23 protein-coding genes and 2 tRNA genes are annotated in these 22,947 nt (G+C 39.9%); 5 read left to right on the forward strand and 20 right to left on the reverse strand.

From position 1 onward, the window contains the following. Nucleotides 1-46: 46 nt before the first annotated feature. Nucleotides 47-118: transfer RNA gene (locus RIC88_RS04380), tRNA-Glu, on the reverse strand. 158 nt (nucleotides 119-276) lie between these two features. Beyond that, nucleotides 277-3,129, reverse strand: a complete 2,853-nt coding sequence (locus RIC88_RS04385) for a M16 family metallopeptidase (protein ID WP_350216269.1) — start codon at nucleotides 3,127-3,129, stop codon at nucleotides 277-279. Nucleotides 3,130-3,303: 174 nt separating this feature from the next. On the opposite strand from RIC88_RS04385, the gene gap reads away from it, so the two are divergent. Continuing rightward, nucleotides 3,304-4,293: a type I glyceraldehyde-3-phosphate dehydrogenase gene (gene gap, locus RIC88_RS04390; protein WP_350216270.1), complete on the forward strand. Its 990-nt coding sequence runs from the start codon at nucleotides 3,304-3,306 to the stop codon at nucleotides 4,291-4,293. Between the two features lie 71 nt (nucleotides 4,294-4,364). Here the strand turns inward: gap and RIC88_RS04395 are convergent, their stop codons facing one another. The 3 genes from RIC88_RS04395 to RIC88_RS04405 all read right to left on the reverse strand — a co-directional run bounded on the left by RIC88_RS04395 (nucleotide 4,365) and on the right by RIC88_RS04405 (nucleotide 6,620). Beyond that, the gene (locus RIC88_RS04395; protein ID WP_350216271.1) at nucleotides 4,365-5,075 is read right to left on the reverse strand and encodes a YebC/PmpR family DNA-binding transcriptional regulator; all 711 of its coding nucleotides are present in this window, start codon (nucleotides 5,073-5,075) and stop codon (nucleotides 4,365-4,367) included. Between the two features lie 62 nt (nucleotides 5,076-5,137). Beyond that, nucleotides 5,138-5,968 (reverse strand): DMT family transporter, encoded by an 831-nt coding sequence (locus tag RIC88_RS04400; protein WP_350216272.1) that lies wholly within the window; start codon nucleotides 5,966-5,968, stop codon nucleotides 5,138-5,140. A 4-nt stretch (nucleotides 5,969-5,972) separates the two neighbouring features. Then, nucleotides 5,973-6,620, reverse strand: a complete 648-nt coding sequence (locus tag RIC88_RS04405; protein ID WP_350216273.1) for an ABC transporter ATP-binding protein — start codon at nucleotides 6,618-6,620, stop codon at nucleotides 5,973-5,975. 100 nt (nucleotides 6,621-6,720) lie between these two features. Here RIC88_RS04405 and sucC point away from each other — a divergent pair, with 100 nt between their 5' ends. Both sucC and RIC88_RS04415 read left to right on the forward strand, forming a co-directional pair. Continuing rightward, on the forward strand, nucleotides 6,721-7,932 hold the full coding sequence (sucC, locus tag RIC88_RS04410) for an ADP-forming succinate--CoA ligase subunit beta (protein ID WP_350216274.1): 1,212 nt from the start codon (nucleotides 6,721-6,723) through the stop codon (nucleotides 7,930-7,932). Nucleotides 7,933-8,092: 160 nt separating this feature from the next. Then, the gene (locus RIC88_RS04415; protein WP_350216275.1) at nucleotides 8,093-8,518 is read left to right on the forward strand and encodes a hypothetical protein; all 426 of its coding nucleotides are present in this window, start codon (nucleotides 8,093-8,095) and stop codon (nucleotides 8,516-8,518) included. A 498-nt stretch (nucleotides 8,519-9,016) separates the two neighbouring features. On the opposite strand, the gene RIC88_RS04420 is transcribed toward RIC88_RS04415, so the two are convergent. From RIC88_RS04420 to RIC88_RS04430, 3 genes are all read right to left on the reverse strand, one after another. Beyond that, nucleotides 9,017-9,184, reverse strand: coding sequence for a GIY-YIG nuclease family protein (locus RIC88_RS04420; RefSeq protein WP_350216825.1), 168 nt, complete (start codon nucleotides 9,182-9,184; stop codon nucleotides 9,017-9,019). A 103-nt stretch (nucleotides 9,185-9,287) separates the two neighbouring features. Then, nucleotides 9,288-9,361, reverse strand: a tRNA-Arg gene (locus tag RIC88_RS04425). Between the two features lie 136 nt (nucleotides 9,362-9,497). Next, nucleotides 9,498-9,869, reverse strand: a complete 372-nt coding sequence (locus RIC88_RS04430; RefSeq protein ID WP_350216276.1) for a hypothetical protein — start codon at nucleotides 9,867-9,869, stop codon at nucleotides 9,498-9,500. 89 nt (nucleotides 9,870-9,958) lie between these two features. Between RIC88_RS04430 and RIC88_RS04435 the strand changes: the two genes are divergently transcribed. Continuing rightward, nucleotides 9,959-10,102, forward strand: a complete 144-nt coding sequence (locus RIC88_RS04435; protein WP_350216277.1) for a hypothetical protein — start codon at nucleotides 9,959-9,961, stop codon at nucleotides 10,100-10,102. On the opposite strand, the gene RIC88_RS04440 is transcribed toward RIC88_RS04435, so the two are convergent. Then, nucleotides 10,099-10,938, reverse strand: coding sequence for an ion transporter (locus RIC88_RS04440; RefSeq protein ID WP_350216278.1), 840 nt, complete (start codon nucleotides 10,936-10,938; stop codon nucleotides 10,099-10,101). The genes RIC88_RS04435 and RIC88_RS04440 overlap by 4 nt on opposite strands. Nucleotides 10,939-11,056: 118 nt before the next feature. Here RIC88_RS04440 and RIC88_RS04445 point away from each other — a divergent pair, with 118 nt between their 5' ends. After that, a complete protein-coding gene (locus RIC88_RS04445) occupies nucleotides 11,057-12,154 on the forward strand; it encodes a fasciclin domain-containing protein (protein WP_350216279.1) in 1,098 nt (365 codons plus the stop codon). A 72-nt stretch (nucleotides 12,155-12,226) separates the two neighbouring features. Here RIC88_RS04445 and RIC88_RS04450 read toward each other — a convergent pair whose 3' ends face one another. From RIC88_RS04450 to RIC88_RS04500, 11 genes are all read right to left on the reverse strand, one after another. Further along, nucleotides 12,227-13,192 carry an alpha/beta hydrolase gene (locus tag RIC88_RS04450; protein ID WP_350216280.1) on the reverse strand — a complete coding sequence of 322 codons (966 nt, stop codon included), beginning with the start codon at nucleotides 13,190-13,192 and terminating at the stop codon, nucleotides 12,227-12,229. A gap of 81 nt (nucleotides 13,193-13,273) precedes the next feature. Next, nucleotides 13,274-16,342 (reverse strand): TonB-dependent receptor plug domain-containing protein, encoded by a 3,069-nt coding sequence (locus tag RIC88_RS04455; RefSeq protein WP_350216281.1) that lies wholly within the window; start codon nucleotides 16,340-16,342, stop codon nucleotides 13,274-13,276. A gap of 157 nt (nucleotides 16,343-16,499) precedes the next feature. Beyond that, nucleotides 16,500-16,829 (reverse strand): gliding motility protein GldC, encoded by a 330-nt coding sequence (gene gldC, locus RIC88_RS04460; RefSeq protein ID WP_350216282.1) that lies wholly within the window; start codon nucleotides 16,827-16,829, stop codon nucleotides 16,500-16,502. Between the two features lie 303 nt (nucleotides 16,830-17,132). After that, nucleotides 17,133-17,936 carry a M48 family metallopeptidase gene (locus RIC88_RS04465; protein WP_350216283.1) on the reverse strand — a complete coding sequence of 268 codons (804 nt, stop codon included), beginning with the start codon at nucleotides 17,934-17,936 and terminating at the stop codon, nucleotides 17,133-17,135. Beyond that, nucleotides 17,933-18,859 (reverse strand): bifunctional riboflavin kinase/FAD synthetase, encoded by a 927-nt coding sequence (locus tag RIC88_RS04470; protein ID WP_350216285.1) that lies wholly within the window; start codon nucleotides 18,857-18,859, stop codon nucleotides 17,933-17,935. Before RIC88_RS04470 ends, RIC88_RS04465 begins: the two co-directional genes overlap by 4 nt. Beyond that, nucleotides 18,846-19,520 (reverse strand): tRNA pseudouridine(55) synthase TruB, encoded by a 675-nt coding sequence (truB, locus tag RIC88_RS04475; protein WP_350216286.1) that lies wholly within the window; start codon nucleotides 19,518-19,520, stop codon nucleotides 18,846-18,848. The genes RIC88_RS04470 and truB overlap by 14 nt, the downstream gene beginning before the upstream one ends. A 3-nt stretch (nucleotides 19,521-19,523) precedes the next feature. Next, a complete protein-coding gene (locus RIC88_RS04480; protein ID WP_350216287.1) occupies nucleotides 19,524-20,309 on the reverse strand; it encodes an undecaprenyl-diphosphate phosphatase in 786 nt (261 codons plus the stop codon). Next, nucleotides 20,306-20,530 carry a DUF3098 domain-containing protein gene (locus RIC88_RS04485; protein ID WP_350216288.1) on the reverse strand — a complete coding sequence of 75 codons (225 nt, stop codon included), beginning with the start codon at nucleotides 20,528-20,530 and terminating at the stop codon, nucleotides 20,306-20,308. The genes RIC88_RS04480 and RIC88_RS04485 overlap by 4 nt, the downstream gene beginning before the upstream one ends. 3 nt (nucleotides 20,531-20,533) lie before the next feature. Next, entirely contained in the window at nucleotides 20,534-21,424 is an 891-nt protein-coding gene (locus RIC88_RS04490) for a cell division protein FtsX (RefSeq protein WP_350216289.1), read from the reverse strand. Nucleotides 21,425-21,463: 39 nt separating this feature from the next. Next, nucleotides 21,464-22,381 (reverse strand): hypothetical protein, encoded by a 918-nt coding sequence (locus RIC88_RS04495; RefSeq protein ID WP_350216290.1) that lies wholly within the window; start codon nucleotides 22,379-22,381, stop codon nucleotides 21,464-21,466. Between the two features lie 2 nt (nucleotides 22,382-22,383). Continuing rightward, nucleotides 22,384-22,923: an RNA polymerase sigma factor gene (locus tag RIC88_RS04500; protein WP_350216291.1), complete on the reverse strand. Its 540-nt coding sequence runs from the start codon at nucleotides 22,921-22,923 to the stop codon at nucleotides 22,384-22,386. Nucleotides 22,924-22,947: the final 24 nt, after the last annotated feature.

Consider the following 22,947-nt stretch of genomic DNA (forward strand, 5'->3'; position numbering starts at 1 on the left):
ATGATTAGAAATAAAAAAGTCACTCGTTTGAGTGACTTTTGGAATGCAGTCCGTAGGGGAATCGAACCCCTGTTACCAGGATGAAAACCTGGCGTCCTAACCCCTAGACGAACGGACCGTGTTTCAATAAAATTTCACCAAAACAGAAGGTCTTTAGCAGACCGTGTTTGTTTTGGGAGTGCAAATATAGAACGCCTATCCACTTTTACAAAGGGGGTAAATAAAAAAAGCGAAGAATTCTTCACTTTTTTTATTTACTATAAAATTTGCAAAGCGTTACATCGCTCCAAGTTCCTCACCATATCGGTCTACAAGAATTGGATCCCCTGCGCCCTGAACCTTTAGTCTATCAAACTGAGTCGCTTTATCTCCCACTATCACAAAGATGTACTTACTCAAATCAAAATATTCTGTTGTTGTACTCTGTATGCTTTCGATAGACGCCTCTGTTACCGCTTTTTGTTCCTGATCTATATAATCCATCGGAAGATCATATGTACTTATGTTTTGAAGAATTCCAAGCAAACTGAAAAGCGTTTCGAATCTTCTTGCATTCTCTTTGATCATAGAGGTTTTGGTTTTATTCAGATCCTCATCAGTATAGGTATTGCCGTAATTACCAATAACTTCTTTGAAGGTATCAAGTGCTTCAAGTGTTACATTCGATTTTACACTTGATGAGGCGCTAAACTCACTTGGAGCGTTTCTGTTTCGACTAGGGAATGAATAAGCACCATACGTGAATTGTTTCTCCTCTCGTAATATCTGAAAGAGTCTTCCAGATGATCCATCACCCAACCTATCATTGGCTACCAGAATTTCATTGTAAGTTGGATCGTCAGCGGGGACAGTCAATCTTGAGATTCGAATAACAGACTGCTTAGCTTCAGGAATATCTACAAAATAAAGCTGTGGTTCTGACGGAGTTTCTGCTACCGGATAAGAAGGCATTTCAACTTCTTTCGATTTCCACTCATTTTTCAGCCGTCCAAGCGCTGAGACTGCCTGGGCTTTGGTGACATTTCCTGCTACATGATAGTTGGCAAGATTGGGGACAAAAAAGTTGTTATAGAACGCCTTTAAGTCGTCCAAAGTAATAGTCTCTACGGTCTCAGTATAGCCAATTGATGGGTGTGAGAAAATATGGTTCTCACCATATAACTTTTTGTTCATTACCACAGTAGCAATTGCATTTGGATTCGTCTCTCTTTGCTTGATTGACTGTAGCGTTTGATTGATGATCCGTTCAAATTCTTTCTCGTCCCATCTTGGCTCCAGAATAATCTCATTTACCAAATCCATGGTTGCGTCAAAATTTCTGGAAAGACAATTTCCCGAAATCTGAATATATTCATCAGAAGTAGACATATTGATATTTGCACCAAGTTGACCAATCGCATCTTCCAATTCCTCAGGAGTTTTATTGGCCGTTCCTTCCATCATTATATCAGTCATCAGATTTGCTACTCCAACTTTAGCCGGGTCATCCATGAAGTGCCCTCCCATTATTCTTATTGAGAAGTTTACAAGAGGTAGCTCATTTGATTCCACACCATATACACCCAGTCCGTTTGTAAGTTCAGCTGTGTAAATGGTTGGTGGATTTACTAGGGGAGTTTCTCCAAAGCCTGGCTCAATCGATCGATCAAAAGAAGACTCTGTCTTTGTAATTGAAATATCCCCCTCTTCTTCTATTATTTCTGTTGGTGAATAAGGAACAATCGCCTCTTCTTTTACATCTGCCATTTGTGCGTCTTCCATAGCCAAATCAGCAGAACCTTTCGGAACAAAATTGGTTACTATGTGATTTTTGTTAAGGATATATGTTCTAAATACCCTCATGACATCATCTTGTGTTACCGCTTTTATGTTCGCAATATCCTGTTCCACAAAATCAGGGCTTCCGGCATACTCATTGTAGGAAGCAAGCTGAAATGCCTTACCGAGCACACTGCTAATTCCATTGTAAAAATTAGTTTCAAGACCTGCCTTAATTCGCTCTAAGTCTTTAATATCAAAACCTTTCTGATCAAAGTCCACTAGGGTTTGGTTAATCACTGCTCTCACCGAGTCTAAATCGGTACCTGCATTAGCTCTAACACGAATTGTGAATGTACCTGCTAGCTCATTTGAACTATTGTATGATGATACTCCAGGGGCTACTTTGGACTCCTCAACAATTGACTTGTAAAGAGGTGCGCGTTTTCCATCTGAAAGAATTTGTCCTAAGGCGTCCAACGCCCATTGATCTTCATGATATTGCTCAACCGTCGGGTAAGTCATTCTTAGCTCAGGAAGCTGTGCGAAATTATCTTCATAGTAGTAGGTTTTGGTTTCTTCCAAAGAAACCGGCTGAGGATCCATTGGAGTATCTATCCCACGTGAAGGAATTTCACCAAAATATTTGGATACCATTTCCTTAATCTCAGCTTTGTCAATATCTCCTGCAATTACAAGCGTAGCATTGTTCGGGCCATACCACTGCTCATAAAATTCCTTTACATCTTCAAGAGTCGCATTTTGCAAATCTTCTAACTCCCCGATCACCGTCCAGTTATATGGATGACCTTCAGGATACAATGCTTTAAGAATAACGCTTTGCGTATGACCGTAGGGTTGATTATCAACTCTTTGTCTTTTCTCATTTTGAACTACTGGCTTCTCACCTTCAAGACTTGCCAATGTGACTGCATTGATGAAATATCCCATTCGATCTGATTCCATCCAAAGCACTTTTTCCAATGCATCTTTTGGTACCACTTCATAATAGACTGTTCCATCCGTCCATGTTCCTCCATTGAAGGTTCCACCCCATTCGTTTATGTTCTTAAAGAATCCGCCATTAGGCACATTTTCAGATCGCTGAAAAAGCATATGTTCGAAGAAATGAGCAAATCCGGTTCTTCCTGGTCGTTCGCGATTAGACCCGGCATGTACCAATATAGCAACTGCAACTATTGGGTCTGAATCATCTTGATGAAGGACCACATCCAGTCCATTATCAAGTGTAATTTTTTCATAATCAAGGGATAATTCCTCGCTGTTTTCGCTATCACCTGAAGGTGTACATGATGTTACAAGTACAACCAAGCCTAACATGATAATAGATAAGTTCTTAATTTTTTTCATTGTTCTATTTGGAAAATTTATTCAGATGCAGTTTAAACAAAGAATGATGTAGTTGAAAGTTTTTTTGATATGAATGGCTTTTCATTGTGATTTAAAGGTAAGATTCCAAAATGGAATTGATTACCTCGAAAAGTGGTTTTACTTTTGCACCTCAAAAAACCAAAGCAAGATCACATGTCAACGAAAATTGGTATCAATGGATTTGGACGAATCGGACGATTAAGTTTCCGTGCACTCCTTGAAAAAGACAATGTAGAAGTAGTGGCCATCAATGACCTTACTGATACTCACACATTAGCTCACCTACTAAAATACGACTCCAATCACGGAAGATTCCCTGGCACAGTAGAAGCGGATGATAACAATATTATCGTGAATGGGAAAGCGATCCCGGTTACAGCCGAGCGTGACCCTAAAAACCTTCCTTGGGGTAAAATTGGAGTAGAGATCGTACTTGAGTCTACCGGGTTTTTCGTTGACGAGGCTGGAGCCGGAGGCCACCTACAGGCAGGAGCTAAAAAGGTTGTAATCTCTGCACCTGCAAAAGGAAACATCCCTACCGTAGTACTTGGTGTGAATGAAGACACGCTAACCGGTGATGAAACCATTCTTTCAAATGCTTCTTGTACAACCAACTGCCTGGCACCAATGGCTAAAGTACTTGACGATGCATTCGGAATAGAGAAAGGATACATCACAACCGTTCACGCTTATACTTCTGATCAAAATATTCAGGATGCACCTCATAAGGATTTGCGAAGAGCAAGAGCAGCAGCTGTATCCATCATCCCAACATCAACCGGAGCTGCAAAAGCTGTTGGGTTAGTACTCCCACACCTTAATGGTAAATTGGATGGAATCGCAATGCGAGTTCCTACTCCTACCGGTTCATTGACAGACCTGACTGTAGTGGTGAAAAAAGAAGTAACTGCGGACCAGGTGAACGCTGCAATGAAAGCTGCAGCCGCAGGACCGATGAAAGGAATTCTTGAATACACTGAGGATCCAATCGTTTCGATTGATATCGTTGGTAATACTCATTCTAATATTTTCGATGCTAAGCTTACCTCATGCCAGGGCACTTTGGTTAAAGTGGTTGGTTGGTATGACAATGAAGCCGGGTATTCTGCAAGAACTGCTGACTTGATAAGCAAGATTGCATAATTGACAAAATCAGAAAACAGAAAAAGGGAGCAAATTCTCCCTTTTTTTATGTCGTTAGTGTTTATTGAATGCTAGGCGATATTGGTGTAAACCGCCTGCACATCATCGTCATCTTCAATTTTGTCAAGCATTTTCTCTATTTCCTCCAGCTGTTCGTCAGTAAACTCAACCGGATTATTTGATATCCTTTTTAAGGTGGCCTTCTTCACGTCAATGTTAAGGTCTTCCAGCACTTTACTCATCTCTCCAAACTGGGTGTAATCCGCATAAGCGTAAAACATTCCATCGTCCTCTTCAATTTCTTCCAGTCCACCATCTATCAGCGAAAGCTCCAGCTCTTCTATATCCATCTCTTCGGTCTTTTCAAATTCGAAGACCGCCTTTCGGTCAAACATAAATTCCAGTGAGCCGTTTGGAACGAAACTTCCGCCAGCTTTATTAAAATAGGATTTCACATTTGCTACGGTACGAGTTGTGTTATCAGTCGCACACTCCACAAAAACCAGTACACCATGTGGACCTTTACCCTCATAAGTTACTTCTGAGATTTCATCAATATCCTTTCCCGCCGCACGCTTGATCGCATTCTCAATATTGTCTTTCGGCATGTTTTCAGCCTTGGCATTCTGAATAGCTGTCCGAAGCTTCGGGTTCATCTCCGGATCCTGTCCCCCATCCCTGGCCGCAACAGTGATCGCTTTAGCCAGCTTAGGGAACACTTTACTCATTTTATCCCATCGCTTTTCTTTTGCTGCCCGTCGGTATTCAAATGCTCTTCCCATTATTTAAAGTTTCTATCTAAGTTAGACTGCAAATTAAGCTGAAGGGGTGTTCAAAATCAAGATCATTTCCGTTTCCAGAGCACATTCATAATCACTCCTGTAAGCACAAGAGCCATTCCCCCGTAGGTTATCAAATTATAGGTTTCATCAAATATGAAAAAACCGAAAGCAAGTGAATAAATAATGCCTAAGTAGGTGAGAATAGAAACCTTATTGAGTTCTTCTTTTTGATACGCCTTGGTCATTAAAAACTGTGCTATTTGAGTGGTGACACCAACCAATATCAAAACCATCCAATCATTCCCAACCGGCTGCACCCAAACAAAAGAGGACCATATGGCCGAAATGGGGAGCATGATGAGTGGAAAGTAAAAAATGATCACTAATGGATGCTCACTGGTTTTGAGTTTACGGATGAAGTTGTAAGCTAAACCCATAAACAAGGAGGCAGTAATACCCATCACCAAATGCCAAAAAGTAATCCTTGGGTCAAAGCCCTGGATCACCAAAATACCTGCAAAGCTCATGGCGAAGAACAACCATTGTACATTTTTGACTTTTTCCCCTACTAAAAATATACCGAGGACAGCTGTGAAAATTGGTGCAAGGTATTGCAGCGTTGAGGCTGTTGCCAGTGGAATCTGCTGAAGAAGACTGAAGTAAATAACAAGCGCAATCGCACCTGCCACACCTCTTCCGATAAGTATGGACTTATTATTTCCCCAAATGTTAACTCTTTGCCTGCTCAGGAAGAACAAGCTTATCGCCATTGAAATGACCGAACGAAAAAGTATGATCTCAATGGCAGGAATGTGGGGCACCAGCTTCACGCACACCTTCATCAAAGTGAAAGTGAACGAAGCAAAAAGCATGTATCTAACTCCTTGACTCAACCTATCAAGCAGTTATAATTCCGTCTTTAATTTCCAATTTTCTATCTGCCATTCCAGCGAGCTCCATATTGTGAGTCACTATGACAAAAGTTTGACCGATTTTGTTTCTCAAGTCAAAAAAAAGTTTGTGCAAGTCATCTGCACTTTGAGAGTCCAGATTCCCGCTGGGTTCATCAGCAAACACAATGGATGGATCATTGATCAATGCACGGGCCACAGATACTCTTTGCTGTTCCCCACCGGAAAGCTCAGATGGTTTATGATCCTTTCTATTAGCCAGACCCAATACTTTCAAAAGTTCCTCAGCTCTTTTCTCTACTCCTTTACTCCCATTTATATAGGCAGGAATGCAGACATTTTCCAATGCAGTAAACTCTGGGAATAGATTATGAAATTGGAAAATAAACCCAATCTCTTCATTCCTGAACTTAGACATTTTCTTCTGGGTCAATGAAGAAATTTCCACACCATTCAAAATGACCTTACCCCGGTCGGGCACATCTAAAGTACCTAAAATATGCAATAGGGTGCTCTTTCCTGCACCTGAAGCACCTACAATGCTCACCACTTCTTCCTTTTTAATGGAAAGATCTATACCCTTTAGCACCTCTAAACCATTGTAGGACTTCTGAATGTTTTCTGCTTTTAGCATGGCGGCAAAGATATGTCTATCATCCAGAAATACGCCATCAGAAGGGTTTCAACTTGGTTATACGTTCTCAATGATTTAGCTTCGCAGAAAATTTTAACTCATGAACATTCACGAATACCAAGCCAAAGAAATTCTTAAATCTTACGGGGTTACAATCCAGGAAGGTGTAGTTGCAGACACACCTGATAAAGCTACAGAAGCAGCAAAGGAATTGAACCGAGAAACCGGAACTGAATGGTACGTGATAAAAGCTCAAATCCATGCAGGAGGTAGAGGAAAAGGAAAGGTAAACGAGACCGGATCGAATGGTGTGGTATTGGCCAAGAGTCTGGATGAAGTTGGCCCAAAGTCAAAAGCTATTTTGGGTGGCACGTTGGTTACTCACCAAACTGGTGCTGAAGGTAAGAAAGTAAACAAAGTATTGATTGCGCAGGATGTATACTATCCAGGTGAATCAGATCCAAAAGAATATTATTTGTCAATCCTATTAGATCGTGGTACCGGCAAGAACGTGATCATGGCATCTACCGAAGGGGGTATGGACATTGAAACGGTAGCAGAAGAAACGCCGGATAAGATTGTTAAGGAATGGATTGATCCTGCTGTTGGACTTCAAGGATTCCAGGCTCGAAAAGTAGCTTTCGCACTTGGGTTAGAAGGCGAAGCATTTAAAGGGATGGTGAAGTTCATTTTTGCCCTTTACAAGGCATACGAAGCAACCGATGCATCTCAGTTTGAGATCAACCCGGTTTTGAAAACCTCTGATAATAAGATACTAGCGGTTGATGCTAAAGTAAATATTGATGACAATGCGCTTTACAGACATAAAGACATTGCTGAGTTAAGAGATCTTACGGAAGAAGATCCATTGGAAGTGGAGGCTGGAAAATCAGGCCTGAACTATGTGAAACTGGATGGTAATGTAGGCTGTATGGTGAATGGTGCAGGTCTTGCTATGGCGACAATGGACATCATCAAACTTTCCGGTGGTGAGCCTGCCAACTTCCTTGATGTTGGAGGTGGGGCAAATGCGCAAACTGTTGAAGCTGGATTCAGGATTATCCTGAAAGATCCTAACGTAAAAGCTATCCTTATCAACATCTTTGGTGGTATTGTACGATGTGACAGAGTGGCGAATGGAGTTGTTGAGGCTTACAAAAACATTGGGGACATCAAGGTGCCAATCATTGTGAGGCTTCAGGGCACCAATGCAGAAGAAGGAGCTAAAATCATTGAAGATTCAGGATTGAAAGTGACTTCAGCAATTGTATTGAAAGATGCCGCTGAAAAAGTAAAAGAGGTTCTTTCTTAACATCCCCCTTACCCCCTTCAAAGGGGAAATTATCCTTTAAGAGAATTATAGATGTATTATCGATTCCTATCGATTTGAATCTAATTTCATTTATACCGAAGTTGATTCAGTTTTAGGGGTAGAAAATTAAAAGCTTGCCATAGATGTAAACCACACAACTATGGCTTTTTTACGTCTAACCCTCCTTGTTCTTATTATATCCGGGTGTGTTGAAAATAGTCCTCGCCCTGTTTCACGAGCTGAACTGATTGCCGGAACAGATGAGTTCGGAAAAACTTATCAGGTAAATGAGATAGAAATCGAATTAGGGACAGTTACACCGCACAAATGCGTAACCGATAACTTCATCACCTACTATCCAAACGGAACTTATGAAATCAACGAAGGCGCTACTAAATGCGATCCCAATGATCCGCCCGGAATGCTTGGAGTTTGGCATATGAATGATTCCCAAACGCAACTATTTGTAGACATTCAAGATAATACACAGGTATGGGAGATCGAAGAAACTACCTCTGATCAACATAGGATTAGTTCTGTCTTCAAAGAGGGTCATCGAATATATACGTTCACTTTATCGAGATAATTGACGGATTCAAAGAATCGATTGGGGGTAAACAAGTCTTCGCTGGACATTACTATGACAACAAAATGAAATCAATTATGAGTTACGTTAGATTTTTCCTATCCATATTAACGGTGATTGTTTTGCTTGTCTTGCTGAGCTAATTAAAAAGAAAAAATCGAATACAATCACCGCTAATGAGAAGGCCCCCTGACAAAAAAAAATGTCTGGGGGCTTTTTTTATCGTTTCCTCCTCTACTCATATCTAATACATACCCTCTGTCTACTGTAAGGTAGGCTTTGAGTGAGTCATGAGTGAGAATCAAGAATCCGACAAAAACCCCTATTCCCTTGCGAGTGATGTCCGAACGAGACTTGGGAATCTTTGTTTAATAGCATACTCCTTTAAGGAGATTCCCATGACACAGAAAGCTGTCGCTATCCTCGCAAGCCTGCCTGCTGCAGGCCGGGGAATACAGAACTGGTTTAAGGAGTCTTTAAATAATGTTTCCTCTGCCCTCAACCTCCTAGAGATTTTAGAAACTCTTTTCCAGCACCAGATTTCAAGTACTTCTCTCTGGCTCTCGCATTTTTCCTAGTTGCATACCCATCCTCTTTATATAATAGTAGTTTAAAAGGAGCTAAGGCTTTGGTAGTTCTTTCATAACCAGAATTATGCCAATGCAGACGACTCGGTAAATCAGAAGTACTACATAGATATAATTACGATGTATGCTCGATATGGCGTATACGGTATACATAAAAAAAGCCTCCACATGGAGGCTTAAAGTGCACTCGGAAGGATTCGAACCCTCAACCCCCAGAGCCGAAATCTGGTATTCTATCCAGTTGAACTACGAGTGCATTTCTCAACCCAAAATATAGCCTCAAAGCCGAAATCTGGTATTCTACCGTAACGACGGACCGCCAGTGAACTACGAGTGCAAAAATTTTGAGATCCTGTCTGTGACAGGCAGGCGCAAATATAGAATGAACCGGACTAAAACGAAATCTTATCTACAGAACTAAGGTTCATGGATTCCTTTTCTCCTTGGCTATTAATTCCTTCCACCTTGACCAAGTCTAATTCCACGTCCAGCTTATCGTTGTTATCCTTCACTAAAATTACACGGTAGGTTGTTATCCCCTTCTTCTTCTGAACAGTTTCTTTAAAACTAATTCGTTTTATCTCCTTCAATTTTATTTTGTCAACCGTTCCCCTGTATGAATAAGAAATCTCCTCTTTAGATGCTAATTTCTCAGTTTGATAAAACCGGACATTCGTTAAAATAATCTGATCCCCATTATTTTTCACAACAGTGAGGGGCGCTTGGAAAAGTGTAAACAGTAGTATGATAGTGCTGAACTTCATGGTTAAATACAATTATAAATATGTAATTTACAAAATCTATCCCGCCGTTTGGTAATAAAGCGTGCTATATTTAAGGCAAAAAAAAGAGAATGGAAGAAAAAGAAACCAAATTCACTGAATGGATCGATTCTTTGACTATAGCAGACGCATCCAATTTCTTTTTGATCCTAACTTTCATAATTGTGATTATCTGGCTGGTAATCAGGACCTTTAGAGGTAAAGCATCCGCTTAAAGTTTAGCGGAGCAGTTCTTGCAGAAAATCGCATCTTCATCATGTCCTTTTTTGCCACAGGCCACACAGGAACCTCGCCCTGAAGATTCCTCTTTTTTCTTGTTTTTCTCAGCTTGTGCAATCTCAGAGGTCACAATTCCGGTAGGCACAGCTATGATAGCATAACCCATGAGCATTAGCATGGACGCAAATGCCTGCCCCATTACCGTTTGTGGTGCAATATCTCCATATCCCACGGTTGTAATCGTTACAATGGCCCAATAGATGCTCCTTGGAATGCTGGTAAACCCGCTCTCTCCCCCTTCGATCATATACATCAATGTTCCCATGATCATCGCCAGCGTAAAGACGGCACCAAGGAAAATAAAAATCTTATACCGACTGGCAGCTAGTGCGTTTGATAAGACAGAAGCTTCTCTTAAATACCTCCCCAGCTTGAGTATCCTGAATATCCTCAATAATCGAATGGAGCGGATAACAATAAGATAGCTGCCACCTGCTACAAAAAGAGTAATGTATGCGGGTATTGTTGCCAGCAAATCTATTATGCCAAAAAAGCTAAAAGCATACTTTTTGGGTTGGGCCGTGATTATAAGCCGGAGTAAGTATTCAATGGTGAACAGGATAGTGAAGAACCATTCTAAAATGAAAAATACCTGACTATAGTTTTCACTAATCTCCTTCACACTCTCGAGCATTACGCTCACCACACTCAAAACAATCGCCCAAAGTAAAATGATATCGAATAGCTTACCTATACGTGTTTCCGTACCAAATACCACTACAAAGAGCTTTTGCCTTATATGTGGGAAGTGCTTGAATTGGGGCTGGGACATAATTTTAAAATTAAGTCAACGTTTTTGGGAAGAAAAGTGTCTTGTTACCAAACAATTCGCAACTTAAGGGATTAATTATTTATTTTTAAATTCGTACGTTAACTTAAAACCAAATACAATGAAAAAATCGATTTTGAAGTATTTCAAAGCCTTTACTCTTATTGGAGTGATGGCTTCATTTATAGCAATAACCAGCTGCGGTAACGATGATGGCGGGGATCCGGTTGATCCGGTTACTGATTCCATTTTGGACTTAGTGAACAACACACCAGGATTAGATTCTTTAAAAAAATATTTAAATGTTTACCCTGAATTGACGGCAACACTAGATTCTGAAGGTTCATTTACATTTTTTGCACCTAATAACGATGCTTTTATTGGCTTGCTTGAAACTCCAGGTTTCCCAGCAAGAATTGAGTCAATCAATCCAGAGATTATTAAAGGAGTGCTAGCATATCATATAGTTTCCGGCGAAGTGGTTACAACTGCTGATTTCTCCGTCGATACGGAACTAAACACTTTATATACTGATGCTGCAACCGAAACAGTTCAAACAATTAAGTTCAATGCAGACGGAACAATCTTAACTGGTTCATCTAACAAAGCAATTGAAGTGGTTGATGGAGATGTAGAAGCAACTAATGGTATCATGCATACTACCGGTAGTGTATTAATCCCTGTTTCTGTAGAAGCTACTTTAACACCAATCCTTGGAACCCTTGCTGGTAGTTTATTGCTTGGTGGTGATTTCAGCATTCTGGCTGAAGGTATACTTAAAGCAGATGCAGGAAAAGATCTGGCAGATAAAATTTCTTCAGCTCTTGCAACAGTTACTGATCTTACTGTTTTTGCTCCTACTAATGCAACTTTTGAAGCAGCAAGTATAACAGCGGCAACATTAACAGCTGAACAATGGGATGCTTACATTAGAAATCATGTTGTTATTGGACAAGGTGGTGGAACTGACGATGGAGTAAATACCTTAGGTGAAGATGATTTAACCACTGGTTCAACTTATACAACACTAAATCAGGGATCTCTTTTCATAGTTAACAGTGATCCGGTTAATGGAACAGGAATATTTATTGATTCCAATGGTGATTTCGATGCAGAAGCAGGAACTGGTTTAAATGCTGAAGTCGTTCTTTTAGACGCTGTAAACATAAGCCAGGGTAGAATTCATGTGATTGCAGGGATACTTGCCCCAGCTCAATAATTCAATTAAGAACAAAAAAAGCTGCTCGTTTGAGCAGCTTTTTTTATGATTTAACTCGAAAGCAGCCTTAGCTCAATTAATAATTTCCGCTAAAAAGGTCGCAGTTGCCTTAATTAATTCCTTCTGAGCTTCTTTATTATCATTGGTGAAATATCCAACATGGGTATCAACTCCCTCGTAAAAAACAAATTCATTCTTTATACCTGACTCTGCGATTTGATCTTGCAATGCACAGGCACCATACGCTAAAATTGGGAAAGGAAATCGATCAGATGCACTATAATCACAAGGGACGATAGGATCTAATTCCTCATGGACCATGAATATTGGAGGATCATTAGCATCAATCCACAGTGACCTTAGCAGTGATCCCGAAAAGCTGATTACTCCACTTACTTCAGAGGAAACAGTCAGGTCATTGGTATCTCCTTCAAAACCTCCATTATTATCCATGTGAGTCTGTAGATATTCAGGAATGGCCGGATCATCAATACTCAACATTCCGACATGATTGGCAAGAATAGCTCCTGCCGAGATTCCTCCAGCAAACATTAATTCAGAATTAATACCATAATCGTTATTACCATTGATAGCATTGTCTCGTAAGTACCTTATTGCTCCCTTCATATCACCCAATGCAATAACAACACCTTCACTAAATCGTACTGAATCAGATAAAAACCGATCATCCAGTAGATTATAACCAATACTTGCTACTGTATATCCCATGCTTGCATAAGCGGTGCATAAATCTTTAAGATCAGATTTATTACCACCCACGAAAGCTCCACCATGAGCCAGAACAATGGTTGGCCTTTTATCAATCGTGTCATTTTCCGGCCAGTAAACATCTAGAAATAGATTTTTTTCAATACCTGCAAGCGAATGATTAGTGCCATATTTCACATTTAGTTTGACATTAATTTCACTGAAAACACTATCAATATACCTTTCACCAGTCAAACCGGGAATCGCATCATTATCATTACCACAAGCAGCTAAAAAAGCAACTGCCAAAACCCAAAATATTCTTTTCATTATTCACATTTAAAAGTTGAAACAAAAAAACCATCGAGTGGTCACTTGATGGTTTTCACATAGTCATATATTTTCTAATTCTTAATTCATGAGTTCATCAAAGGAAAGAGATACGTAATATATCGAACCGATATTAGGACCTCCCAAACTTTGAATATACGGGTCTCCAAACAGGTTTGATCCTCCTACTTTTAACACCGACTTTATATCTTCCAGTTTTAGAGATACTTGAGCATCAAAAGTACCATATGCCGGGACAGGTCCTCTAGCAAATGAAGATTCCCATCTGAATGCTTCCTGCCATCTGTAGGTAACATTGAACCCTAGCTTATCTGTTAGCTTTCTATTGCCGAAGTTGATATTGAATTTATGCTCAGGTGTATTAAATTCATTCAAGTTATTGTCAGTAAAACCACCAATGAACTTATTCCAACTATAATTCCCTCCGACAGTGTATCCTCTAGGAAGGTTATATGTAAGACCAAGCGCTGCACCTTGAGCAGTTGCATCATCCTCTAAGTTAGAATAGATTTGAGCTGTATTCCCGGAGAATGATCCGTCATCTTCTATCGTTAAGGCACTTCCACTGATCAATGTTAATGGATTAGCAGTTCCTTCTAATGTCGGGTCAGGTGCATCTGCACTTGTGTATTCATCAGCTACCACAATTTGAACTTGTGTAATAAAGTCTGTATAGGTATTGTGATAGTAAACAGCGTCTACCAAAAGCTTATTTCCAATCAAACTCTTGTAGCCTACCTCAATAGATCGAACTTGCTCAGGAACAACCGGTCTTACATCATCCGAAGTAAATGGCGTTAATAAGCCAGTAGCTGTCGCAAGATCACCTGTTGAGAAAAATTCAGACCTAAATGCAGCGACAGAACCAGCTGTAAATGAAATAGGTTGACCGGTAGAGCTTGTTCTTGCTAATTGATATTTATCATAATTAGATTGTAGTCCTCCCAAAAGTCTGGCAGAAACAACGCTTAAGTCAATATATTGTCCTTGTGTAGTAGGATTTCTAAAACCCGTTTGGTATGAGGCTCTAAAATTGTGATTGCTTCCCGCAGTATAAACACCAGATATTCTAGGGTTGACTTGACCTTTAAAATTTTCATTTTTATCGTATCTGACTGATCCACTTAATTTAAAGTTGTCTACCAGTCTTTTTCCTACTTGAACATACCCTCCAAATTCATTGATTTGAATACCACCATCTTGATCAGGGAAGATGGTGCCTTCAGACCTTAAATCAAATATCCGATAACTACCTCCAACCTGTAGCTCTACAAAGTCAATCTCATTTTTGAAATCGTATTGTGCATCTGTTTGGTACATAGCAGATTTATCAGCAAAGCTCGGCCCATCAGGAATTGTTCCTTCTGCTAAGGCAGCTTTTTTTGCCTCTGCAAACTCAGGGGAATCTGGATCAAATTGGAATACATCATCTATAAATTGTCGCGCTCTTTGGTGCGCCGCAATATCGTATTGAGCAGCTAACTCCGCATTATAAGATGGTGACATTGGATTTCTAAGATCTCTGATTTCTCCTGGATCAAGTCCTGGTAAAGTTCCGTTTCCATTTGCCAAAAACTTAAGGTATGCCTGCGAATAAGCTACTAAAATATTATTCACTGATTCCCCTGCTGGTGCCATAACATCGACATATTGTTGTTCACTTGGCAAGTTTCCATATCCACGTCTACCTGCAAACGCAAACTTTTCATTCATTTTAAGAGCGAGGAACTCTGTAATATAAGAGTCTCCTGAATTTTCTATCGTGGCATAAGTTCTTACAAAAAAGTTATCACCCCTTAACTGTAGCCTTCCCTGCTGAATTCCAAAATTCGAAAGTGAATAACGCTGTGCACCTGTGTAAATACTTGTACCAAAACCTGCATTATAAAGTGCACTTAATTCCAAATCATCATTCAATCTATAGTATAGACCCGCATTGATTTTCATATTTTCCGCTCCATAGTCAATTAAATCAACCTCTCGAAAAGGAGTAAGCGACACAGTATGACTAGGTAGATCTAATGCATAATCAAGCATATTGTTTCCGTTACCAAAATCATTAGCTCTGAAAGTTGCCTGAAGTCCCGGACCACTTGAACCTAAAGCAAATGCTGCAGCATTTCCAAGCAATGCCAAATTAGCTGCTGCTTCATCGCCATGCATGTGCAACCTATCAGAACCGACGTTTTCAAGCTGATCTCCAAATGGATTATTATCTGCATTTCGATCAAAAGTGGATGTACCATGCCAATCATCAGCGTAGGAATAAGTTCCATTAATCTTAAATGCGAGTTTATTATTGAATGCTTTTGCATACCTAAGCGAAAATGTATTCATTAAAGCAGGATCTTGGTCAGCATTATCCCCTACATGATTGACACCTGTCTTCATGAACGCACTCAAACCCTGATATTCAAATGGGTTCTTTGAATTAATAAGCAAGACTCCATTAAAAGCGTTAGCACCATATAATGCAGAACTAGCTCCCGGAATCAACTCAACACTTTCCACGTCCAACACAGATGGCCCATTCAGGTTTCCAATTGGGAAGTTAAGTGCAGGTGCCTGCGTATCCATGCCGTCAATTAACTGCACAAATCGGGTGTTACCGGTAGATGCAAAACCTCTGGCATTTAAAATCTGGAAGTTGATACTGCTTGATGCAACATCCACGCCCTTCAGGTTTGCAATTGCTTTGTAGTATGTATCCGCAGAAGTATTCTGTACGGCCAGAATATCCATCTTCTCAATACTCACAGGTGACTGCAGAATATTTTCTTCTACCCTGGAAGCCGAAACTACAACCTCCTGACCCAGCAAAGTGGCCTCTGCCAATTGGATATCCAGACTTTGGCCAGAAGAGGTGACCTCAATCTCCTGCCGCTCATAACCAACATAAGTAATAATAAGAGTTATCGGTGGGCTGGATTGCACAGAAAGAGAAAAGTTTCCGTTGACGTCAGTTATTGTACCAAGTACGGTTCCTTTTACCAAAATCTGGGTACCAATGAGTGGTTCTCCCGTTTCAGCATCAATGATGGTTCCGCTTACTGTAGTTTGTGCATATGAGTAACTCATCAATACGGTTAAACACACGCTTAAAATCCATTTGTAAATGTTTCGGTTCATAAGGGTTGATGTTTTAAGCAAATAATATTCGGCTTTTAAAGAGAAAATTAACTATAAATTCCAGCAAATGACAGTGATCGCACAATGTTCACTGAAATATATTATGCATGCATAATATTAATGATTTTTGGTGAATTAGCGCTGCTAAATGGTGCTCCTAGCCTTCATTTTTTACATGCTCCACCAATTTGTTGCACAAACTAGAGATTTCCTGATTCATGTATTCATCGCCCGTAGCATTCAAAACACTTTGAGCAAGGCCTCCAAGACAGTCGATATAGAAGTGCTTCATCTCATCCATGGGCATATCCTTCGACCACAAGTCGATACGCATGGTATTTTTATTATCATGGTCCCAGAGATTCAAACTGATGGACTTGGTTTCAGTCAACCCCGGCTGCTCTTTCTCATCAGCCTCCCACATGATTTTTTCCGGAATATTTTCCTTGTCTAATTCTACTACGAATTTGATTTCTGATTTTCTCATGGTTATTGGTATCGATTACAGTTAAAAATATTGATTAGCATCCGAGAAGATTTTTCGAGACTTAGAAGTACTATGAAATCACCCTTTTATTCCCTAAAGGGTCATTCTTAGTGACTCCAGTTAGGGTGGGGTGTTTCTCAACTCCAAAGAAAAAATCTTCTCTCGTATGCTTTGAATACATAATTTTTTTCAAAATAAATTAGTCTTTCATCTCATAAAAATGACATCAATGCCAGAATCTCCTGATTCCTCAATAGTACTCTCCCCTGCCCCCCTCAGGGAGCAATCATTACTCTGGCTGATTTAAGGGAGCGAATTTCTGAATGATCGATATCTTGCGGCAGACTCACCATCAATTGCTGTGTCACAACCAGATGCTTTTTCCTTGATAGCAACAACGCGATCCTCTTCTAGCCTGTGGGCTCCTATAAATCCTGTAAGCTGATTGGGCTGTACTGTTAAAATTCTTTCAATGATCAGCCCTGACGCTTCACAAGACTGCCCCGTCCCGGTCAGAAGCGAGACTGTTAAAGTATCTGCCTGTAATTCATTTGCTCTGGAAATTTGAAGGTAATCACCACTCAACTCCAGGTCTTCAATGATGCTTTTTAATGACTCTGAATCACCTGAAGATGCGATAGATTTAAGGCCGTTCACACCGTATTTAAAGAACAGCGTTTCTGTAATGTGCGATTGATCAATGTGCGCGATAAGATGAGCCAGCAATCCAGAAAATTCATCTTCGTTGTTGAGGTAGAAAATCATTCCGGTACTTACATACAAATACCCTCCCGGAAAGGCGAATGCCTGTCTTCGATCATCCTCTACCAATGTGATCGTCCAGGTGAATGATTCACCTTTTGTCAATACTGATGAAGCAATGATTTCATTTAATCGGGAATTGACATAGCCGTATGGTATCGTATTTCCTTCTGATGAGATCAGGTTATAATCAGCATCTTCCGAAAAAGCAATTGCCAGCTTTTCGCCTAATAAAATCTCATCTTCCTCCGTAAAGTCTATCAACGATTCCGTTTTCTTACAGGAAACTCCTGCAATTGAGGTCACCAGAAAAACTATCAATATCTTCAAAGTACTGAACTTCATGATAAAATTTTTAAAGCGCGCTCTCTATCCTTCATCAACTGATCTTTCAACTCTTCTAAATTAGAAAACTTCATTTCTTTCCTAAGTGATCTCACAAACTCAACGGTCATTTCCTTTCCATAGATATCCGCATCAAAATTAAAAAGATGCGCTTCTATCGATCGTCTGGTTCCATCAACAGTGGGTTTAAAGCCAATATTCAGCATGCCATTATAACAATTCTCATTTACTGTCGCCTTAATTGCATAAACACCATCAGCCGGTAATAGCTTATAAGATTCCAGTATTTCAATGTTGGCGGTTGGGAAACCCATAGACCTACCCTTCTTCTGACCGTCAATGACCTTACCTGTAAGAGAATAATTTCTGCCCAATAATGAATTGGCTAAATGAATCTCTCCGCTTTCCAGCGTATTCCGAATTTTAGTGGAGCTGACTCCTATGTGATCAATTTCCTGTTTGGAGATTTCGTTTACTTCAAAACCGTAGCGGGAAGAATTCTGATGAAGAAACTTTATGTTCCCTTCTCTGTTATTCCCAAAATGGTGATCATAGCCGATAAATAGCTTCTTTGTCCCAACCTTATTTACCAAAATCTGCTGAACAAATTCATCTGCACTTAAATTGGAAAACTCGGGAGTAAATGCAATCTTCAAAATAAAATCAACGCCCAGATCTGCTACCATTTTCACTTTCTCGTTGAAAGTTGAAAGCAGCTTTAACTTATCAGCATCCTTGTTAAGAATGAATCTTGGGTGAGGCCAAAAGGTGATTAATACACTTTTGCCATTGACTTTTTTAGCTTCAGATACCAATCTTTTCAGAATGGTTTGATGACCAATATGCACACCATCAAAAGTGCCAATGGTCACTACCGCATAGTCCGGCTTCTCAAAATCTTCTATATGGTCAACTACCTTCATTATGCTGACGAATTAATTCATCCAAATCTACTGCATCTGACAACTGATAATCTCCAACACTGGTTCGTACGAGTTTTTTTAAATATCCACCTACACCTAACTCTCTTCCAAAATCATGAGCCAGGCTTCTGATGTACGTGCCCTTGGAGCATTCCACTCGAAACTTTATGTCAGGTAAAGAGGAAGTGTCAATCTCAAAATTATGAATGGTCACCGATCTCGGCTCCAACTTCACTTCTTTATTTTTTCGTGCTTTTTTATACGCTCGCTCTCCTCCAATCTTGATTGCGGAGTGTGCCGGTGGTATCTGTTCTATAGGCCCGCTCAGCTTTTCCCTCACAGTTTCCATCATTTCAGCCGTCACATTCGACCAATCACTTTCGGAATCAAACTCCGTTTCTAAATCGTATGAAGGTGTGGTCTTTCCAATCTCAATAATCCCTTCGTACGACTTGTCCAGTCCCTGAAGTTCATTGAGTTTTTTAGTAAACTTCCCTGTCCCGATGATGAGCAATCCGGTTGCTAATGGATCCAATGTTCCTGCATGTCCGATTTTTTTTACCTTCAACACATAGCGCAGTTTTTTCACCACATCAAAAGAGGTCCAGTCTACCGGCTTATTGATCAATAAAAGTCGTCCTTCTTCGAAAGTGTTTTGCATTCTCTACCCGGCGATAATGGCTATTGTGCCAATGATAAAACAATACACAGCAAAGAAGGTCAACTTTCCTTTTCGGACTATGGTAATCATCCATTTGCAGGCTATAAATCCTGCAATAAATGCAGCGATAAACCCGATAATCAAACTCATCGCATCAATAGAGTGTGCCGTGGTATTCTCAGCATAATCTTTCAACTCCAGCAGACTGGCTCCTAGAATTGGTATTAAGACCATTAAGAATGAAAATCGTGCTGCTTTTGATCTTTCCACACCGAGTATTAGTGCTGTGGCAATGGTAGAACCTGATCGAGAAATACCGGGTAATACAGCAAAGGCCTGAGCCAAGCCTATAACTATTGCTCCAACAAATCCAACAGATTTAGCTCCATCCTTTTTATAATGGGCAAACAAAAGCAAAGCTCCGGTGATTAATAGCATTGAGCCAACCAAGGTAAGGTTACCTACAAATAATGCTTCTATTTGATCCTTAAAGAAGACGCCAACCACAAAAACTGGAATCATTGACAACACTATTTTAAAAGCAAACTGTGTTGATTCATTCCATTGAAACTTTAAAATGTCTTTTAGTAATATCAGGATATCATTTTTGAAGACAGCAATGGTTGCCAATGCTGTTGCCAGGTGTACAACTACGGCAAAAAGCAGATTATCAGAGCTTTGCGCATTTAACAGAACAGATCCTATCTCCAGATGACCACTGCTGCTCACGGGTAGAAATTCGGTAAGGCCCTGAATAATCCCTAAAATGAGGGCTTCAATCCAACTCATTCAGAATCGGAATTAGATTTCGGTTTATAAAAAATAGCTACGAATTGAATGATAAACCCAAGCATCACTACGATCGGACCTAAGGTAAGTCCAAGAAATCCGAAACCATACGGCTCAGTATCCATGGTCATAATGATGAAACCAAGCGCCAATACAACAACGCCTGTGATCATGATCATATAATTGGCCTTTGAGAAGGCTAGTTTTCTTTTTTCTGACATGTCTTAATAAAGTTCGTCCAATGACATTTTTAAATATTTTCGAATAGCTCTTAGGGAGCTAAAGTATCCTACGAGAATTCCCATGATCAGGATGATTGCAAATAACAATAAAAATCCATTCATATCCTGAAGCTCTTCCAACCCTTCAATAGCATCGTTCATATACATCGTAAATCCATAAATGATTCCGCACGACAATACTCCTGCGAAAAAACCATACATCATCGATCGGTAAAGAAATGGGCGTTGAATAAATGAACTGGTTGCACCTACAAGTTGCATACTTCGTATGAGAAACCGTTGTGAAAAGAGGGCTAGTTTAATCGTGTTATTGATAAGAATAATCACAACAATAAGCGCGAAAATAGCTATCCCAAGAAGTATGAAGCCAATTTTAGTCAGGTTTTCATTTATACTTTCGATGAGGCTTTCTTCATATTCAACTTCAAAAACACCTCGCATTCCTTCTATTTCAGCTTTAATTTGGTTCAGGCTGTCCAGTGCCTGATATCCACCTTTGATCTTTACAGCAAAGAGGTCTCTGAGCGGATTATCCCCCAGAAAATCTTTAAAATCTTCGCCTGTTGCTTCTACGAATTGCTGAGCTGCTTCTTCTTTAGTAATTAAAGCAATCTGCGGAGTTTCTTTTACCAGGGTGTAGGGTTTAGAGGCTATTGCAGTACGAATTTTTGTAATATCTGATTGCGATATATTCTTGTTCAGATAAACCTGTACTTCGATGTTTTCCTGAATCTGAGTGCCCAATCGGGATGAATGCAAAACAAGCCAACCAAAAAGGCCCAAAACCAACAATGCCACTGTGATACTAAAGACCACACTGGCAAAGGGATAGCTTCCAAGCTTGCGTTTTTTTCTGGTTTTTTTCTGCTCCATTTGCCACGAATTTAGGCAAAATGGAAATGCTTTGGAATATTACTTATTATCTCTCAGCAGCTTTAATTCTTCAATCACTGCTTCATCTTTCACTTTTGGTAACTCGATGAGTTTATCTGTAAGTCCAACTTTATAATAAGTGCCCAAATAATAGACGTAGATACGTCTTCCATCAGCACTATTAATCTCCAATATCTCATAAGGAGCTTTATCAAAATCCCCACTTAAGAATAGCTTTCCGTCAAAATACTTGTACTTGATCGTGGTGTTTCTGCTATTTTCAGTCCTGACATCTATTGGATCTTCTTTAGCAATTTTCGAGCTATTTTCAGGTAATTCATCTAATTCGGAAGAAGTGAATTTACTGTCGTCTTCTACAGTCAGAGCAGGAGGTGCTTCAAACGTTGGTTTAAAAGAATCAGTTTTTACCGATTCCTCTTTTCCAGTTTCGTCATTTTCAGCAATAACAGCAGTGGCATTCGAGCTTTCGGACTGAAGTTCAGCGATAGACTCTCTTTCTTCAATTATTGGTTTTTCTAAATCTCTTTCGTTTTCAGGAACATTTTCATCACCCAATTTCAACACGAATTCAGTTGATTCATTTAAAGGGGCATCAATGGTAATAGGATTTGATTCTTCAACCGCTCCTTCTTTCTCACCAAGGAAATAAATGCCTGTACCTATTATAGAGGCTACAATGACCCCACCCATTGATTTCATTAACGCAGATTGTTGAGCATATTCAAACCATGATGGCCCTACGTTGATGGCGTCCATTCTTGATTTTAGCTCTGTTTTACGGAACTCTTTCAAACCATTCACTATGTCGGCCTGAAAATCACTTTCTGCTTTTAAAGCAGGGTCTGATTGGAGCTGATTTTCAAAATCAGCAATTTCTTTTTCTTCCATTCGGCCTGAATGGTACTTGTCAATTCGTTCTTGGTTAATTTTTGTCATGTCTAATCAAAAAAGTCCTCAGTGGTGTATTTGCTTTTTATTAAACTATCCAGTTTCTTTTTACACTTATATTTTTTCGTCTTTGCTGTGTCTGTATTGGCGAAATTCATCTTCTCCGCAATCTCAGGCATCCCCATACCATCAAAATAGTAATGAGTCAATACCTTTTTACACACATCTCCCAACTGTCCAATACAGTCCATCACAATTTTCAGTCGTTCTTTCGCATCGTGCGTCTGGTGCTCTTCACCATCCACTTCTTCCGAGCTTAAACGACTCTTCCGATCTAATTCCTTCCTCCACTGATTGAGACAGATGCTATACAAATAGGTGCTGATTTTGGATGTCAAAACCAACTTACCACTTGCAGCTTTCTGCCAAAATGCGAGTAAGGCTTCCTGGTATACATCTTTCGCTTCGTCCTCAGTCCCATTATTAGACAGCACAATCTTGGTCATCATCCTGTAATATTTCTTATACAGATGATCAAGCATACGCTCATCTCCGCGACTAATTCCCTCCAGTATCTCACTGTCCTTCATACACCAAGCCAGTTTTTAATACGA

This window comes from Ekhidna sp. (assembly GCF_040220215.1).
Classification (GTDB): domain Bacteria; phylum Bacteroidota; class Bacteroidia; order Cytophagales; family Cyclobacteriaceae; genus Ekhidna.

Coding starts and splice junctions, on each gene's coding strand:
- RIC88_RS04385 (WP_350216269.1), bottom strand. CDS start 3,129: ATGAAAAAAATTAAGAACTTATCTATTATCATGTTAGGCTTGGTTGTA.
- gap (WP_350216270.1), top strand. CDS start 3,304: ATGTCAACGAAAATTGGTATCAATGGATTTGGACGAATCGGACGATTA.
- RIC88_RS04395 (WP_350216271.1), bottom strand. CDS start 5,075: ATGGGAAGAGCATTTGAATACCGACGGGCAGCAAAAGAAAAGCGATGG.
- RIC88_RS04405 (WP_350216273.1), bottom strand. CDS start 6,620: ATGCTAAAAGCAGAAAACATTCAGAAGTCCTACAATGGTTTAGAGGTG.
- sucC (WP_350216274.1), top strand. CDS start 6,721: ATGAACATTCACGAATACCAAGCCAAAGAAATTCTTAAATCTTACGGG.
- RIC88_RS04415 (WP_350216275.1), top strand. CDS start 8,093: ATGGCTTTTTTACGTCTAACCCTCCTTGTTCTTATTATATCCGGGTGT.
- RIC88_RS04430 (WP_350216276.1), bottom strand. CDS start 9,869: ATGAAGTTCAGCACTATCATACTACTGTTTACACTTTTCCAAGCGCCC.
- RIC88_RS04435 (WP_350216277.1), top strand. CDS start 9,959: ATGGAAGAAAAAGAAACCAAATTCACTGAATGGATCGATTCTTTGACT.
- RIC88_RS04440 (WP_350216278.1), bottom strand. CDS start 10,938: ATGTCCCAGCCCCAATTCAAGCACTTCCCACATATAAGGCAAAAGCTC.
- RIC88_RS04445 (WP_350216279.1), top strand. CDS start 11,057: ATGAAAAAATCGATTTTGAAGTATTTCAAAGCCTTTACTCTTATTGGA.
- RIC88_RS04450 (WP_350216280.1), bottom strand. CDS start 13,192: ATGAAAAGAATATTTTGGGTTTTGGCAGTTGCTTTTTTAGCTGCTTGT.
- RIC88_RS04455 (WP_350216281.1), bottom strand. CDS start 16,342: ATGAACCGAAACATTTACAAATGGATTTTAAGCGTGTGTTTAACCGTA.
- gldC (WP_350216282.1), bottom strand. CDS start 16,829: ATGAGAAAATCAGAAATCAAATTCGTAGTAGAATTAGACAAGGAAAAT.
- RIC88_RS04465 (WP_350216283.1), bottom strand. CDS start 17,936: ATGAAGTTCAGTACTTTGAAGATATTGATAGTTTTTCTGGTGACCTCA.
- RIC88_RS04470 (WP_350216285.1), bottom strand. CDS start 18,859: ATGAAGGTAGTTGACCATATAGAAGATTTTGAGAAGCCGGACTATGCG.
- truB (WP_350216286.1), bottom strand. CDS start 19,520: ATGCAAAACACTTTCGAAGAAGGACGACTTTTATTGATCAATAAGCCG.
- RIC88_RS04480 (WP_350216287.1), bottom strand. CDS start 20,309: ATGAGTTGGATTGAAGCCCTCATTTTAGGGATTATTCAGGGCCTTACC.
- RIC88_RS04485 (WP_350216288.1), bottom strand. CDS start 20,530: ATGTCAGAAAAAAGAAAACTAGCCTTCTCAAAGGCCAATTATATGATC.
- RIC88_RS04490 (WP_350216289.1), bottom strand. CDS start 21,424: ATGGAGCAGAAAAAAACCAGAAAAAAACGCAAGCTTGGAAGCTATCCC.
- RIC88_RS04495 (WP_350216290.1), bottom strand. CDS start 22,381: ATGACAAAAATTAACCAAGAACGAATTGACAAGTACCATTCAGGCCGA.
- RIC88_RS04500 (WP_350216291.1), bottom strand. CDS start 22,923: ATGAAGGACAGTGAGATACTGGAGGGAATTAGTCGCGGAGATGAGCGT.